The sequence below is a fragment of the Methylomarinum vadi genome, from assembly GCF_000733935.1.
GTDB classification, from domain to species: Bacteria; Pseudomonadota; Gammaproteobacteria; order Methylococcales; family Methylomonadaceae; genus Methylomarinum; species Methylomarinum vadi.
Map to the genome: position 1 here is coordinate 1,467,915 of NZ_JPON01000001.1, position 16,460 is coordinate 1,484,374.

Annotated in this window: 15 protein-coding genes; 4 read left to right on the forward strand and 11 right to left on the reverse strand. The window is 49.8% G+C overall.

Annotated features, from left to right (window positions below):
• Positions 1 to 10: 10 nt before the first annotated feature.
• The 11 genes from cheD to EP25_RS0107545 form a co-directional block, all read right to left on the reverse strand.
• On the reverse strand, positions 11 to 643 hold the full coding sequence (gene cheD / locus EP25_RS0107490) for a chemoreceptor glutamine deamidase CheD (protein WP_031433300.1): 633 nt from the start codon (positions 641 to 643) through the stop codon (positions 11 to 13).
• Between the two features lie 12 nt (positions 644 to 655).
• The gene (locus EP25_RS0107495) at positions 656 to 1,489 is read right to left on the reverse strand and encodes a CheR family methyltransferase (RefSeq protein WP_031433301.1); all 834 of its coding nucleotides are present in this window, start codon (positions 1,487 to 1,489) and stop codon (positions 656 to 658) included.
• A 96-nt stretch (positions 1,490 to 1,585) separates the two neighbouring features.
• Positions 1,586 to 2,053 carry an STAS domain-containing protein gene (locus EP25_RS21850; RefSeq protein WP_036300340.1) on the reverse strand — a complete coding sequence of 156 codons (468 nt, stop codon included), beginning with the start codon at positions 2,051 to 2,053 and terminating at the stop codon, positions 1,586 to 1,588.
• Positions 2,053 to 2,814, reverse strand: a complete 762-nt coding sequence (locus tag EP25_RS0107505; RefSeq protein ID WP_031433303.1) for a ParA family protein — start codon at positions 2,812 to 2,814, stop codon at positions 2,053 to 2,055. The genes EP25_RS21850 and EP25_RS0107505 overlap by 1 nt, the downstream gene beginning before the upstream one ends.
• A complete protein-coding gene (locus EP25_RS0107510) occupies positions 2,811 to 3,302 on the reverse strand; it encodes a chemotaxis protein CheW (RefSeq protein WP_031433304.1) in 492 nt (163 codons plus the stop codon). The genes EP25_RS0107505 and EP25_RS0107510 overlap by 4 nt, the downstream gene beginning before the upstream one ends.
• Before the next feature lie 33 nt (positions 3,303 to 3,335).
• Positions 3,336 to 5,693, reverse strand: coding sequence for a methyl-accepting chemotaxis protein (locus EP25_RS0107515; RefSeq protein WP_031433305.1), 2,358 nt, complete (start codon positions 5,691 to 5,693; stop codon positions 3,336 to 3,338).
• 33 nt (positions 5,694 to 5,726) lie between these two features.
• Positions 5,727 to 6,254, reverse strand: coding sequence for a chemotaxis protein CheW (locus EP25_RS0107520; protein WP_031433306.1), 528 nt, complete (start codon positions 6,252 to 6,254; stop codon positions 5,727 to 5,729).
• Positions 6,255 to 6,268: 14 nt separating this feature from the next.
• Entirely contained in the window at positions 6,269 to 8,365 is a 2,097-nt protein-coding gene (locus tag EP25_RS0107525; RefSeq protein ID WP_031433307.1) for a chemotaxis protein CheA, read from the reverse strand.
• Positions 8,366 to 8,410: 45 nt separating this feature from the next.
• Positions 8,411 to 8,773: a response regulator gene (locus EP25_RS0107530; protein WP_031433308.1), complete on the reverse strand. Its 363-nt coding sequence runs from the start codon at positions 8,771 to 8,773 to the stop codon at positions 8,411 to 8,413.
• Between the two features lie 257 nt (positions 8,774 to 9,030).
• The gene (locus EP25_RS0107540) at positions 9,031 to 9,672 is read right to left on the reverse strand and encodes a DUF2959 domain-containing protein (RefSeq protein ID WP_031433309.1); all 642 of its coding nucleotides are present in this window, start codon (positions 9,670 to 9,672) and stop codon (positions 9,031 to 9,033) included.
• Between the two features lie 62 nt (positions 9,673 to 9,734).
• Positions 9,735 to 10,553, reverse strand: coding sequence for an HDOD domain-containing protein (locus EP25_RS0107545; RefSeq protein ID WP_235185858.1), 819 nt, complete (start codon positions 10,551 to 10,553; stop codon positions 9,735 to 9,737).
• Positions 10,554 to 10,842: 289 nt separating this feature from the next.
• On the opposite strand from EP25_RS0107545, the gene EP25_RS0107550 reads away from it, so the two are divergent.
• From EP25_RS0107550 to def, 4 genes are all read left to right on the forward strand, one after another.
• The gene (locus EP25_RS0107550; protein WP_031433311.1) at positions 10,843 to 12,693 is read left to right on the forward strand and encodes an EAL domain-containing protein; all 1,851 of its coding nucleotides are present in this window, start codon (positions 10,843 to 10,845) and stop codon (positions 12,691 to 12,693) included.
• Between the two features lie 302 nt (positions 12,694 to 12,995).
• Positions 12,996 to 15,272, forward strand: coding sequence for a penicillin-binding protein 1B (gene mrcB, locus EP25_RS0107555; RefSeq protein WP_051906992.1), 2,277 nt, complete (start codon positions 12,996 to 12,998; stop codon positions 15,270 to 15,272).
• 2 nt (positions 15,273 to 15,274) lie between these two features.
• Positions 15,275 to 15,901 (forward strand): outer membrane lipoprotein chaperone LolA, encoded by a 627-nt coding sequence (lolA, locus tag EP25_RS0107560; RefSeq protein WP_031433313.1) that lies wholly within the window; start codon positions 15,275 to 15,277, stop codon positions 15,899 to 15,901.
• Positions 15,898 to 16,431 (forward strand): peptide deformylase, encoded by a 534-nt coding sequence (gene def, locus EP25_RS0107565; protein ID WP_031433314.1) that lies wholly within the window; start codon positions 15,898 to 15,900, stop codon positions 16,429 to 16,431. Before lolA ends, def begins: the two co-directional genes overlap by 4 nt.
• The last annotated feature ends 29 nt before the right edge of the window (positions 16,432 to 16,460 follow it).

A 16,460-nucleotide genomic window follows, 5' to 3' on the forward strand; every position in this document is an offset into this window, starting at 1 on the left:
AGGCATTCCGTTAAAACAATTCCACTTCGCCTTCCACCGGCAGATCCCTAATACTGGAACGATATTGCGTTTCCCTGTTGATCAGCGTATCGTTATGCAAGTCCTTGATTTTTTTCATTCTGACCCGCCCCGTATGGGGAAAATAATTGACCTTGCGCGGATAAATGTCGCCTAAATCATGGGAAACCAGGTTGAGCGCTTCGGTAGCGACGTAGTCCAAAACAAAGTTGACATTTCGTTGCCCGACATCGCCGAGCGTCGCAATGATCTTCCCGCCGCCAAACAGTTTCACTTCCAAATAATTTCGTCTGCCGCCATATTGTAGAATGGTGTTGATCAAATGCTCCATGGCGTAGTTACCGTAACGCGTGGCATTGCCGACCACGGCCTCGGCGCCGCCGGACAATCTTTGCTCGGTAGTCTCCGGCAGCATGAAATGATTCATGCCGCCGATGCCTAATTCCACATCCCTGATACAGGCCGCGATGCAGGAACCCAACACGGTCGTGACCAGTTCGTTTTCGCGAGTGACGTAATATTCGCCCGGCAGTAATTTTGCAGCAATAATCTGATTTTGCGTATCCCAATAGCGCTTGATAGTATCGAACCCTGGCAACGACGGTGGCGTAATCGTTCTATTCAAGGTCTCCCCCGCTCATTTAATTCGCTGATAAACGGTATTGCCGAGCAACTTGAAACCGGTATCGAGTTGATGTAACGACTCGGAATGGCCGATAAACAAATGCGCGCCTATCGGCAACATTCGAGCATAGCGGTTGGCCAGCGTTTGTTTGGTTTTCTTGTCGAAATAAATCAACACGTTGCGGCAAAAAATAAAATCGAAATACCCTTTCATCGGCCATTCTCTGATCAAGTTCAATTGTTTGAAGACAATCAACCGCTGCAACTCCTGCTTGACCTTCACCTTATCGGCATTCATGCCGGAACCTTTTTTGAACCAGCGTTGCAAGCGTTGCTGAGAAACCCCAGAGACCCCATCTGTCAAATAAACACCGTTAGCGGCAGTCTGCAAAACATTGGTATCGAGATCGGTCGCCAATATTCTTATTCGCCAATCGCCGGGCACGGTTTCCGCCAGGGTCATGGCAAGCGAATAAGGTTCCTCCCCGGTGGAACATCCCGCCGACCAAACCTTGATCTGTTTCGTGGCGTTATTTTTTTTCAGCAGTTCCGGAATCAGTTTTTTCCGCAAAAATTCGAAATGATGATTTTCACGAAAAAAAGACGTCAGGTTGGTGGTAATCGCATTGATGAATTCGGTGAATTCCAAATCGGGGTTATTCTGTAGAAACAGGCAATAGTGTTTGAAATCGTTCAAACCCAGCAAACGGATACGTTTGGACAGGCGCGAATAAAACATATCGAACTTATCATCCGGAACCAAGATGCCGGAATGCTCGTTGGATATTTTTCTGAGTACATTAAAATCGTCCCAGGTATAGGTAAATTCTCGACTTTTTTCGTTCACTGTTACTCTGTGCCGTTAGCGGCAAAATTCAATATCCGTTGTTATGCCAGGCAATATAAATGCCGTTTAGAACCGCTATTGAAAAGGCCAGTCGTGTCAGAAAAATCCGGCCGCCGCCTGCTCCACTTCCAGCATTTCCGACACCCCCAACAAATCGGCCGCTTCAATGAATTTTTCGGACGGAAAATCGATCGTCACGTCTTTTCCGCTACCAACGGCCGTTTTCTTTAACGCGATCAGCAATTGCAACACGGCGGTATCGATAGACGTAACCTCAGAGGCATCGAGTTCTATTTTATCTTGACTCTCCAGTACAGCTTGCAGTTTTTGATACAGTTCCCCCACGTGCTGAATGGTCAATACCGGTTCCAAGACAATCGCTTGGTCTTCGGAAGACGCAATCGCGACAGGTTCGGTTTCCCGCGCTTTAGTTTGCGCTGCCGGCGCCGAATCCGGCATGGCAGTATCTGCAAGCTTTTCGGCATCGTCTTCGCTGTCGTCTTCATCGTCGATCCAGGCCAGCGGATCATAGCCGATCAAGCCTGGGTCTTGTTTTTCCGCCATCACATCACCCTATATTCCAAGAAATCTTTCGCCAAACTCCTGAAATCCCTGGCCGAACGACTGCCCGGCCGGTATTCGTGTATCGTTTTGCCGGCACTGGGACATTCCGCCAGCAAGGCCGTTTCCCGGATCACCGTGGCCAGTATTTGCCCGGGAAAATGCTTGAGCAAGGTATTCAGTACCTCCTTGGATAATCTTCGCGTCGTCGCGAACCGACTGACCACCAGCGCCATTTTATATTTCTTGCGTAGTGCTTTCTCGAAACGCTTGATCGTGCCGATCAAATGCGCCAGCCCTTGCAACGACAAAAAATCGCCGGTCATCGGGATCAATATTTCATCGGCGGCAAACAAGGCATTAGCCACCAAAACGCCCGAAGAGGGAGGACAATCGATAAAGACGAAGTCCTGGTCCGGCAAATTTTCATGTAATGCCTGACGCAACAGGTCGCCCCGGCGCGCGCCACCTTCAGACAACTGTTCAATTTCCTGCAAGCGCGGCCCGGCCGTTACCAGCATCAGATTCTCTCTGACCTCCACGGCCTGTCGTTCGATTTCGGCCGTGCCAAGCATCACTTCATCGATGCCCGGTCGCTTGGCCGCAACCATGCCCAAGGAAACCGCCAAATGACCTTGCGGATCAAGGTCGATGACGGTGACCTTATGCCCCATTCTGGCCAAGGCATGGGTTAAATTGACCGATGTTGTCGTCTTGCCGACCCCGCCTTTCTGATTGAGAACCGCCACCACCCTGTCGCTCATAATAAGCCTTTGAGTTCGGTAAACTCATCCGGATCCAGTAATCTATCCGCATCCAACAACAAAACCATCCTCTCCTTCGCGACATACATGCCACGCATGTAGCGGGTATCGATGTTGGCTCCCAAATTTGGCGTCCGCTTGATATCGGCCAGTTTAATATCGAGCACGTCCGAGACCGCGTCGGCCACAATCCCCATCACCGACGTCTGCCCCTTATTTTGCACGCACAGTACGATCACGACGGTCATCGGCGTATACCCGACTTTTTCCATGCCGAAACGTTGCCGCAGATCGATAATCGGCACAATCGCGCCGCGAAGATTTAAAGCTCCCTTGATATAGTCCGGCGTATTGGGAATCTGACGAACCGGCTCCCATCCTCTTATTTCCTGAACTTTGAGAATTTCGATGCCATAGGCTTCGTCGGCAATCTCGAAGGTCAGGTATTGCTCGTTATCCTTATTACTTACGGTGTCATTATTTCTCATAACCTCGCTTCCTTTGACCGTTAATTTCGCCCACTAAAATTCCTCCCATTCGTCGTCATCTAGTGTGGAAGTAAAGGTATTGCTTGATGGCCGCTGTGTCTGCGATCCGCTTCCGGTCTTTTGCAGCGACGCCACGATCGCATCCTCCTGCCTTGGTGCAGCCACGTTTTGCCCTTTTTCGGCCGGTTTAACGATTTTGTTCACTTTAAAGAACGAGAGCAGTTCCACCATGTTGCGGGACTGTTCGCTCATCGACATACTGGCGGCCGAGGCTTGTTCGGCCAGCGCCGCGTTTTGCTGGGTAATTTCATCCATTTGCGCCACCGCCTGATTGACCTGGCCGATACCGGCCGATTGTTCGGCGCTGGCGGCCGCGATTTCAGCGATAATATCACCGACTTTTTTCACACCGGCGACAATTTCATTCAGTGCTCCGCCGGTTTCATTGACATATTCCGTACCGGCCCTGACTTTTTGCACGCTGTTCTGGATCAGCTCCTTGCTTTCCCGCGCCGCCGTGGCGCTACGTTGCGCCAGATTCCGAACCTCGGTTGCGACCACCGAGAAACCGCGCCCATGTTCGCCGGCCCTGGCCGCTTCCACCGAGGCGTTCAGGGCAAGCAGATTGGTCTGAAAGGCAATCTCATCGATCACGCCGATAATATCGGCAATTTTATTGCTGCTCTGATTGATTTCTTGCATCGCCGATACGGCGGAAGCGACCACGGAACCGCCCCGTTCCGCCAATTCCCGGGCATTATTGGCCAGTTTGTTGGCTTGCTGGGCATTATCGGCATTGTTTTTAACGGTGCTGGTCAACTCCTCCATGCTGGAAGCGGTTTCTTCCAGACTCGAAGCCTGCTGTTCGGCCCGTTGCGAGAGATTATTGTTGCCACTGGCAATTTCTTGCGACGAGTTGTTGATGAATCCGGCCGAATCGTTGATCTGGCCAAAAATATCGGCCAGTTTGTCGATGGTGGCATTGATATCGTTCTTACAAGCCAGATAGGTTCCTTGATAATCATTGGTGATGCGGTTAGTCAGATCACCGTTGGCCATGCTCTGCATGGTACTGCCAACGTCACCGAACACCCTTTCGATGATATCGGACAATTCGTTGATCCCCTCGCTGAGTTTAGCAAAAAAACCTTCTTTATCGGCCATGTCGATGCGGCTGTCCAATTCACCGGCTTTCACGGCCTGCACGATTTGATCGATTTCCTTCTCGATTTTCACCTCGTGCGTGCGATCGACCCACTCGACAACGATACCGATTCGATCGCCCTGCTCGTTTTTCACCGGATTGGCAACGATATCCATATGCCGGCTGCCGATTATCAGGTTCGACGAGAAGGTGCTATCCAAACGCCCCAATAAATCGCGTTGATGGGCCGGATTTTTATGGAACTGATCGATGTTGGCCCCCATCAGCCGATCCGCATTGAAATTCGGTAACTGCTGGCGAATATCGGCTTCGGCATTTTTGAACATTTGCTGCACGGTATTGTTCATGTAGATAATGTCCAGATCGGTGTTCGCCACCATGACACAGGATTCAACATTATCCAGTGCCTGCTTGATACGCAAGGCTTCGGCGGCAACTTGACTGGAATGGGCCAGATCGGAATTTAGTTTCACCTGCATGCCATACAGAGCGCGTAAAAAATCACCGATTTGGTCGTTCCGGTCCAAATCGATCAGATTGCGAAAACGCTCATCCGCCAACCGGAAACAGATCGTTGATGCCTCGTCCAATGTGTTCACGATTTTTTTCACCAATGCGGCAACGATGAAAACGGCCGCACCGGTTAACGCCACCATCACGACCAAAAGCCCCCAATTTTGCTCCTGGTAAAGGCGGAACAGCAAAAAGGCATTAGGCACCAGAAACGCGGCGAGCGCCAACGTCGCCTTTTTCCAAAGAGACATTTCACGGATATTTTTGCTCAATGCGGCCATTCCCTTAGGCCGCATTTCGGCTTTGTTGGCATTCAGCTGATTATAAAAGGCTTCCGCCTGCATGATCTGCTCGCGCGATGGCGCATAGCGTACCGACAGATATTCATGTACTTTGCCGTTTTTGTAGACCGGCGTGACATTGGCCTCGACCCAATAATAATCCCCCGACTTGGTTCGGTTCTTGACCGGTGCTGTCCACGGCCGACCGGCTTTCAGACACGCCCACATATCCTCGAAAGCGGCCGGCGGCATATCCGGATGGCGGACGATGTTATGATTGGATCCGACCAGTTCATTGCGGGTGAAACCGCTAATCTCGACAAATGCATCGTTGGCGTAGGTAATGATTCCTTTCAGGTTGGTCCGGGTAACCAGGATCGTCCCCTGTTTCATCAGGACTTCATGATCCGTTACGGGGTGATTGATTTTCATATTAGATTCTCCTCTTCGACCCAGCTTTCTGCATCAGATTTCGTTACTTTCATTTTCCTTTTCCATGTCTTCCAGCGTCAGTAATTTATCCACGTCCAACAGCATGACCATTCTCCCGTTCACGGAGGCCAGGCCGTTGATAAATTCGGTGCTGACTTTGGCCCCAAAATTAGGCGAGCTCTGAATGCCTTTCTTGTCGATATCGACCACATCGGAAACGGCGTCGACTACGACCCCCATCACCCGGGTTCTTCCCGTTATATGGGCTTGCAACACCACCACCACGGTCAACGGACTGTAGTCGACATGGCTAAGGCCGAAACGTTCTCTCAGATCGATGATCGGCACGATCGCGCCGCGCAGATTGACCACCCCTTTTTCATATGCCGGCACATTAGGGATGCGGGATACCGGCTCCCAACTGCGGATTTCCTGTACCCGCAGAATATCGACGGCGTATTCCTCCTTACCCAGGGTAAAACTGAGAAACTGCAGCAGGTTCGCCGGCTTTTCGATTTCTTCAGCCGTTTCGTTCTCATTAGTCACTAATTCTTCCGTCATATACCAAACCTGAGTTATTGATTGGATAATCGCACTAACCCCGGAATATCGAGAATCAACGCGACCGAGCCATCTCCCAGAATGGTCGCCCCGGATACTCCCTCGACTCGACGATAATTGGCCTCGAGCGATTTAATCACCACCTGTTGCTGCCCCAAAAGATCATCGACAAACAAACCGCACTTGACGCCCTGCCCTTCGACCACGACCAGCAAACCGTCGGTCAGCTTGGTGGCTCTGGCCGACCTGACATTGAAGATTTCATGCATGCGTACGATAGGCAGATATTCGCCACGCAAACGGAAGGTTTCGCCCTTACCGGCGACCCTGTTGACCATTTCTTCGTTGATATTGATCGATTCGATGATCGATCCCAGCGGCACGATGAAACGCTCGTCGCCGACGGCAATCGACTGTCCGTCCAAGATGGCCAAGGTCAACGGCAGGTGAATGGATATCGTCGAGCCCTTGCCCAGTTCGGAAATGATTTCGATGTTACCGCCCAAAGCTTGAATGTTTTTCCTCACCACATCCATGCCGACGCCCCGCCCGGACACATCGGTCAGTTTTTCCGCCGTGGAGAAACCGGGCATGAAAATCAATTCATAGGTTTGCTTATCGGTCAGAACGACATCCGGCTCGATCAACCCTTTTTCAATCGCCTTAGCGCGTAGCTTTTCCTTGTCCAGCCCCCTGCCGTCATCGACCACTTCGATAACGATGTTGCCGCCCCGGTGATAAGCTTCCAGAATGACCGTGCCGCTTTCCGGTTTACCGGCGGCCATTCTTTCCTCCGGCATCTCGATGCCATGATCCAGGCTATTTCTGACCAGGTGCACCAGCGGGTCGCTGAGTAACTCGACCACCGTTTTATCGACTTCGGTGTGTTCACCGATCAATTTCAACTCGATTTTTTTACCCAATTTACCGCTCAAGTCATGAACCAAGCGCGGAAAGCGGCTAAACACGAAACTGATCGGCAACATACGAATATTCATCACGCTTTCTTGCAATTCACGCGTATGACGTTCCAATTGCGACAAGCCGTTTTTCAACTGATCCAATTTGCCCATTTCAAAATGCTCGCCGATCAGGCTGAGCATGGACTGGGTAATCACCAGTTCTCCCACCATGTTGATCAAGGTATCGATTTTGCCGGTATCGACTCGTATGGAACTGGAACCCTTCGCTGTCGGTTTAGCGGCTTTTTGCTTGGTTGGATCGGAAACCGGCGTCGCGGTTATGTTCGCGTCAGCGTTTTTTTGTTCCGCCGCGTCATTTTTAGGCTGTTGCTCAGATTTGTCTGGCGCTTTTTGTTCACGCTGTTTTTCCACTTCATGACGCGAAACCGACTTGTCATTCGGAACCGCCAACAGCGGTTGAATGGATAAATCGCAATCGTCCTCCACCCAAGCGAAAATATCGTCGATTTCATGCCTGGGTATATCGCCGGAAACGTTCAGTTTCCAAGACAAATGACATTCCTCCGGGTCTAACTCATGAAAATTGGGAAGGCCCTGTAAATCGACGGCAACGGCCATTTCTCCCAATTCAGCCAATTCGCGAAACATTCTCAGCGGTTCGTTGCCGGTCTGGAGCAAATTGGCATGAGGGCTGAAGGCGATAACCCAGCCTGCGACGGAAGATACAGGATTTGCCGGCAACGGCTCGGCATCGCCCTCGTTGCCATCGGACACAGTATCGGCAGACGCTGCATTGGCACCATTTTCGAGTTCATGCTCCAGCGCTTGTTGATGCTCGGCCACGCTTTTTTCATCGATCTCCCTCCCTTCCTGAATGGCATTAAGCATTTCCCGCAGGCAATCGACCGAACGCAGTAACAGATCGACTGCGGACTGAGTCACCTGGCGCCGGCCATCGCGCATCTCATCCAACAAGGTCTCCATGACATGGGTAAAATCCGAAACGTCGGTAAAACCGAAAGTTCCGCTACCCCCTTTGATCGAATGGGCGGCTCTGAAGATGGTGTTAATCTCGTCGGCATCCACGTCTCCCATATTCAGATTCAACAATCCCGATTCCATCGCATCCAGGCCCTCGAAGCTTTCCTCGAAGAAGACCTGATGAAACTGAGCCATATCGATAGACATAGAGCTACCCGTTTAGATGAAAAGCAAGCAAAACCAATATAACGGCTAACCGATAACTTTTTTAATGGTTTTTAGCAATTGATCGGGATTAAAGGGTTTGACGATCCAACCGGTCGCGCCAGCGGCCTTGCCCTGCTGTTTTTTATCCATGCTCGATTCCGTCGTCAACATTAACAATGGCGTGAATTTGTAATCGGACAAGGCACGGAGGTCCTTGATCAGGGTAATGCCGTCTTTGTTCGGCATGTTAACGTCGGTCACGACGCAATCGAATTTCTGGGATTTCGCCTTATTTAATGCATCGACTCCATCGACCGCCTCGACGACGGTATAGCCGGCTCCCTTCAAGGTAAAAGAAACCATTTGTCTCATCGATGCTGAATCATCAACCGCTAAAATACTCGCCACGTTTTTCACCTCAACCAAAATGATCTGAGTTGTTTAGAACAACCCCGAATATCATAAAAATGTTCTTTCATAAAAATTGTAGTTCATTACTGACTTTTTCGACATGGAAAACAAAATCTTTAGCCACAAAAAAACCCGCAAAGTTCTCAAACTCGCGGGTTTTAGCTACAGTTCAGATTACCGGCCCGATATTTTAATAATACCTCAAATGAAAAAACAGTGAATTGCGGTAGTTGACACGATCGAACCGCATACTGTTATTTTTCCATGGTCCTGATGAAAGCGTTCGCTTCATCGATAGATTTTTCCATGGCCAAAATCAACGCCGAGACATCCGATTCGACCGAATCCAATTCGCCTTTCAACGAGGCAATCGCCTGAGCGTTCAGATTATGTTTCAAATACAGCACCTGATCCTTGAATACCGAAAGCACCGGCTCAATTTTAGCTTCGGCTCGCTTCATGGCGGTGATGAGCTGCTGATAATGCTGACGGGTGTCATTGAGCTTTTGTTGACTGCTTCTTCTTAAAGATGGACTACTGTACTGCTCGAGTTCTTCTTCCCATTCCTCGAACAACGCTACCGATACATCCTCGATATCGCTGATGCGCTTTTTGACTTCTTCGGCCTTGTCCACGCTCGCCAAATATTCGTCATTCAGTTTGTTATAAACTTCCTCCAGATTGCCGCCACTGAAATTGGTGACGGCGGTAAATTGTGCCAACGCGGATTTGAATTGCTCCTTGGTTTCCTCTTGAGTATCGCGCGCCTTTTCAACCCGATGCACCATGACATCGCGTTTAGGAATACCGATCTTTTCCAGAGTGTTGTAATAAACGGTGGAACAACCGGACAAAATGACCAAGATAAATACTATCGCTGAATATCTGTTTTGCATATTTATGGAGTAAGTGATTGTTATCGAAAGTAAAACAAGAAAACCAAATTATCTGACTGAAATCAGCAAGTACGAGGAGAATAAAACAGGTTGAATAAATCCGCGAATTGATCGAAAGCCTTTTCCAGAATCACCGCCATTTCAGGAGCCGAGATTCCCAGGCTGTTGGCGATGACGCCATCGTGATTAAATTCCAGCTTGCAGTGATAATTGGCCAGACGGGCGATGGCCGCAATCATATAGTTCTGGTCGGTGTTATCCGGGTAATTGTGCAGGCGGATACTTTCGACGATGACCTCGGGTAGATTCCATAAGCGGCATAAGACAGCGCCCGCCTGGAAATGATTGAAACCAATGATATCCTCTTCGATCAGAATCTCGTCATCGAACTCCAAATTCTGGCGCGATTGTCTGATCAATTCCACTTCCCTCGCCAATTCGGGAATACGACGAAAAAACACCAATTGCCCGATATCATGGAATAAACCGCACAGAAAAACGGAATCGCGATACTGTCCGCCTAAATAGGCATCCAGTTCTCGAGAAATCAACGCGCATTTCAGGCTTTTTGCCCAAAAATCATGCATCGTCATGATATTTCCAGGTAAATTGGAAAAACGTTCGATAATTACGGCGCCCAGTACCAAGTTTTGCAATTCCGCCGTTCCAATGATGGTGACAGCTCTTTCGACCGAAGCAATCCGGGAAGGAAAACCGTAGTAGGCGCTGTTGACGATTTTCATCAATTTCAATGCAACGGCGGCATCCTTTTCTATGACGAAAGCGGCATCGGCCATCGATTTACTCGGGTCCTCCACGATTTTTTTCAGTTCGAAATATATCGCAGGCGGAGAAGTCAACTGCAAGTCGCCCTTCAACAAATCGTTAATTGTTAAATCACTTGGTGAAGAAGTTAACATAAAGTCTTAAGTTTTCAATTTCGAAAAATAAGCCTATACTTTGGTCCAGTCGGTTGGAAATATAAAATATGCGGTAACTAAACACTAGACTCAAAAACAATAATTACAAGTTTGGGTCCATTCATTTTCTTTCCGATGATGAAATCGGCTGGTTGGAGTTCACGCTCTACAAAGTTTGGCGGTACTAACCTTTTGCTGTTTTTCAAGGAATCTAAGAAAAATAGCTCTTTGAAAATGCTTGGTCGCTATTATGGTTAATAACAATTCGTTGAAAGACAGGATAATTATTGTTGCCGAACATGAAGAAGAATCAGCGCGAAATATAACAAAAGCCTTACAAGAGGCAGGCTATGAAAATATCCGCCTGGCTGAGGATGGCAGTAAGATTTACGAAGTTCTTCGCCCTTACTATAACCGTCCGGAACAGGTCGGACTGGTCATCATCAACGAAGATTTACCACAATGCCAAATTCGGGAAATGTGTCGAAGTCTTTCCTGCACCACCGATGGCTCGATCATCCCTTTCGTGGTTTTAAGCAAGAAAAACTCCGTACAAACGACTTTTTGCGATAAAGAGCTATGTGAATCGCAATCACGCTGTCTGGTTTACGCCATGCAACATGATTTTAGTTTCAAAGAGCTACTCATGGCGGTCGAGTTTCAATTGGGCATGAAGCACGAGCGTTTTCTTAGGCATAAACAAGAAGAACGCCTGATCAACGAGCTGGCGGAACGCAAAGTCGTCGACTCCAAACTAAAATACCTGGTCGTGCATGACGAATTGACCGGCCTTTACAACCGCAACAATTTTGAAAGACAGCTCAGACTGATTCTGAATCGCGGTAAGGATCTGAGGCAAGAGGGCGCCCTATTATTTATCGATATCGACCGTTTCAGCATGATCAATGAATTGGAGGGGTTCGAGGTCGGCGACCGCTTACTGGTGGAACTGGTTGTCCTGGTCAGAAAATTTATTTCCGCTAACAGCCTGTTCGCCCGTATCGGCTCCGACGAATTTTGTTTGTTTCTAGAAAACAAAACCGAAACCCAAGCCATCACCGAAGCCCAAAAAATCAAAAAAGCGGTTGAAGAATTCCGGTTCTTTACCGGGGAAGTCTGTTACAGTATTTCCATTTCGATCGGCATATCCACGCTCAATACTTCCAGTCATATTTACCATCCCAGTGAGCTGGTCTTACGCGCCCGCCAGGCATGCAATACGGCGAAAGCAAACGGCCGCAACATGCTATGGCTGTTCAACGATAACGACATTGCCGTTAAGGAAAGAAGACATGACATTTTTTGGGTGCCGTTAATCAAAAAGGCTTTGCTGGAAAAAGAATTGTTTCTGGTCTACCAGCCGGTAGTGGAATTGAATAGCGGCGAAATCTCCCATTACGAAGCGCTGATCCGAATGAAAGGCGAGGACAATACGGTCATTTCTCCGCATCAGTTCATCCCGGTAGCCGAGCGCATGGGATTGATACACAACATCGATCTTTGGGTCGTCGAAACGGCCATTGACTTCCTGGCCAGCCTGCCGGCCGAAATGTCCCATATTTCGCTAGCCATCAACTTGTCCAGTTCGGCATTCCAGGAAACAGCGCTATTGCCTACCATCAGAGACAAACTGGAGCTGACCTGGGTCGACGCCAGCCGACTGACCTTCGAAATCACGGAAACGGCGGCGGTCGAAAACTTCGAAAAAGCCCGCGATATGATCGATAAAATTCGGGCATTGGGATGTCGCTTTGCGCTGGATGATTTTGGCGCCGGTTTTTGTTCATTCAATTACTTGAAAAGTTTTCCGGTCGACTACGTCAAAATCGACGGTCAGTTCATCCAGAACCTGATCGACGACGAAACCGACCAAGTCTTGGTGAAGTCGATGGCGGAAATCGCCACCCGCCTGGGCAAGAAAACCATCGCCGAATTTGTCGAATCGCCAAAAACCATCAAGAAATTAAAAGAGTACGGCATCGATTTCGGCCAAGGTTATATCTTCGGGAGACCGGAAACCCAGCTATTGAAAAGCAGGAGCATTTCCATCATGAATTTAATCAATCAGCCCACAGCCGTAGATTCCGGCCTGTCATTTTGACTCTTCGATCTTGACCAAACCCATTCCGCTCATAAAAAATTCGGCCTTCCCTGACATTGCCTGACCTTGTGGCCGCCAAGTCACGCCGTCCGTATTCCCCCTCCAGACACATCATCGATATTCCAGCCATTCAGTCGCGATTCAGCGGCAAATATTGGATAATGGACATTCTTGGCTCCTAGTAGCAAATTCGTATTCAATTATTCTTACCGATTTTCAACCTTTCCAACCTAAATTTAATGGCGAGAAAAACCAAAAGAAAAAGCAAATCCAGCAAAAAAAACACATCGCAAAAACGCACAATGTCATGGTTCAAAAAGACCTTGCTTTATTGCCTTGGCATTTTCATGTTTGTTTTTTTGTCTTATCTCGGTTATCTCGATTATACCGTCCGCAAACAATTCGCCGGCAAACGCTGGTCGATTCCGGCACGGGTCTATGCCAATCCGGTCGAGCTTTATGCCGGCCATGAATTGAATGCCAAGCAATTCGAGCACCTGCTCGAGCAACTCAATTACCGACGCGATTACCACCTTTCCTCCCAGGGCACGTATTACCTAAAAAACAACAGTGTCTATCTGAAAACCAAAAGTTTCACTTTTTGGGACACGCGACAGGAAAGCAAATCGCTGAAAGTCAGTTTCCGCGGCGGCGTGATCGATAGGATCATTAATTTGGCCAATTCCGCCGAGATTGCTATACATCGGATGGACCCGGTGCAAATTGGCAGTTTTTATCCGACCCGCAAGGAAGACCGAATACTGATCAAACTGGAAGAAACACCCGATTATCTGATTAAGGGCTTGCTGGCGACGGAAGACCGCGATTTTTACCGACACTTTGGCGTATCGTTCAAGGCCATCGCCAGAGCAATGTGGGCCAATCTGAAAGCCGGCGGCGTTGTGCAAGGCGGCAGCACGATCACCCAACAATTAGTGAAGAACTTCTACCTGACCTCGGAGCGCAGTCTGTGGCGCAAAATCAACGAAGCACTGATGGCCTTGATCTTGGAGTATCGTTTCGACAAAGACGAAATCCTGGAGGCTTATCTCAATGAAATCTACCTGGGCCAGGATGGCGCCAGCGCCGTTCACGGCTTTGGCTTGGCCAGTGAATTTTATTTTGGCAGACCGCTGAAAAATCTGCCGCTCGATCAAATCGCCACACTGGTCGCACTGGTACGAGGACCCTCCTATTATGATCCTCGTCGTTATCCCGAACGCGCCAAGAAACGCCGCAGCCTGGTGTTGGACGAAATGCACCGGTTGGGCTATATCACCAAAAAACAATTACTCTCGGCCAAGCAAAAGCCACTGGCGATCATTGCCCGGGCGCATCGCTCGGCCAACCGCTATCCGGCCTTCATGGACCTGGTAAAGAGGCAATTACGCCAGGAATATCGCGAAGAAGACTTGACCTCGGAAGGCTTGAGAATTTTTACGACGCTGGATAGTTCGGTACAGGATAGCTTGCAGCGGACTATTCAACACAAACTCACCCAGCTGGAACGCCGGCCCAGGACCGACAAACTGGAAACCGCCGCCATCGTCACCCGCCGTGAAAGCGGCGAAATCGTGGCCTTGGCCGGCAGCCGCCACGCTTCTTCGGCGGGGTTCAATCGGGCCCTGGACGCAGTCCGGCCGATCGGTTCCCTGATCAAACCTGTCGTCTACCTGACCGCGCTGCAATATCCCGACAAATACACGATAACCAGCACAATCAGCGATAGAGATATCGAGATCAAGGGACCGAAAGGCAAGGACTGGAATCCTAAAAACTACGATAATGTGGAGCATGGCGACGTCGAGCTGCATACCGCCCTGAGTCATTCCTACAACCTGGCGACGGTCCGAATCGGCATGGATATCGGCATAGCCAGAACCGCGAAAACCTTGCGCGACCTGGGCGTCAGCCGCGAAGTCGACTTGTTTCCGTCGTTCTTGCTCGGCGCTTCGCCCTTGACGCCGTTGGAAATAACGCAGATGTACCAGACATTGGCCGGCGACGGTTTCGCCACGCCGCTACGTTCCATTCGCGAAGTGGTCGCGGCCGATGGCGAAAGGCTGCAAAGTTATCCTTACACGGTCCGGCAGACCGTCGACCCCGCAGCGACCTATATCACCAACACCATCCTGCAGGAAGTCATGACCGAGGGTACCGGTCGTTCGGCCTATCTGTATTTGCCCAAGGAATTGGGGTTGGCGGGAAAAACCGGCACCACCAATAAATTGAGGGACAGCTGGTTCGCCGGTTTTAGCGGTGATTATCTGTCCGTGGTTTGGATAGGCCGCGACGATAACAAACCTTCGGGATTGACAGGTTCCAGCGGTGCCCTGCAGGTCTGGAACGAGCTGATGAAACAAATCGCCAGACAACCGGTCGATCTGATTCCACCGGATAACATCGAAATGCAATGGATCGACCCGACAAACGGTCTGCTTGCCAACGAACATTGCGAGGGGGCGCGGCACTATCCTTTCATACGCGGTTCCGCGCCAACGCAATGGTCGCCTTGCGTCGAAACCGCCGTAGACAAGGCGAAAAGCTGGTTTAATAATTTTTTACAGGATAATTTCTAACCATGATTAGTAAAACCATCGCGATTATTTTCTTGCTGTTGCTCGGCCTGGGCAACTCCCTGGCCGAGCCGACAGCCGAACAGCAATTGAAATCGTTTCTGGAACAAACCCAGTCGCTAACCGCCGACTTCAAACAAGTCAGCTTCGATCAATACGGCAATCCCGCGCAAATCAGTCGCGGTATTTTCTATTTAAGCCGCCCTGGCAATTTTCGCTGGCAATATAAACAACCGTACGTACAGGAAATCATTTCCCATGACGGCAAGGTCTGGTTTTACGATGCCGACCTGGAACAAGTCACGATCAAATCGGTCGACGACTCGTTGGGCGCGACACCGGCCTTGTTGTTGAGCGGCGAAGTCAAACTCGAGGAAAATTTCATCCTCAGCCAGCAAGGGCGGGACGAAGACCTGGACTGGGTTAAATTATCACCCAAAAACGAAGAAAGCGGTTTCAAATACATTCTGATCGGATTGAGCGAAGGCAAATTGGCCGGCATGGAATTAAGCGACAACTTCGGCCAACTGACCCGGATTTATTTCAGCAACATTCAGATCAATCCCCGCTTGGCCAAAGATATTTTCCAATTTACGATACCCGAAGGGGTCGATGTATTGGAGCAACAATGAGCAAAATCACAGGCAAAGAAAGAAACATCGTTCAGTTAGGCGATCCGCTGTTGCGCAGGCCGTCCGAAACGGTTAGCGATTTCAATACCCTGTCTCTGCAACAAATCATTGCCGACATGCAAACAACCCTGGCCGCTTCCAATGGCGTCGGCATAGCCGCTCCCCAGATCGGCGAATCCGTCCGCATCGTGATCGTCGCCTCCCGACCCAACGCCCGCTACCCCAAGGCGCCGCAGATGGAGCCGGTGGTCATGATCAATCCCGTTTATGAAGTCGCCGACCCGCAGCGAATCAAGGACTGGGAAGGGTGCCTGAGCATACCGGGTATCCGGGCGCAAGTGCCTCGTTATCGGGCGGTGCGAGCGACTTATCAGAATGAAGCCGGCCAAGCCAACACGCTATTGCTTAACGACTTTGTCGCCCGCGTTTTCCAACATGAATACGACCATCTGAAAGGCATGGTCTATCTCGACCGGGTCGAGGACAACCGCGACATCATCGCCGAAAGCGAGTATTTGAAAATGTTTTGACCCTTGATCTCAGCCGAATTCCACCATCT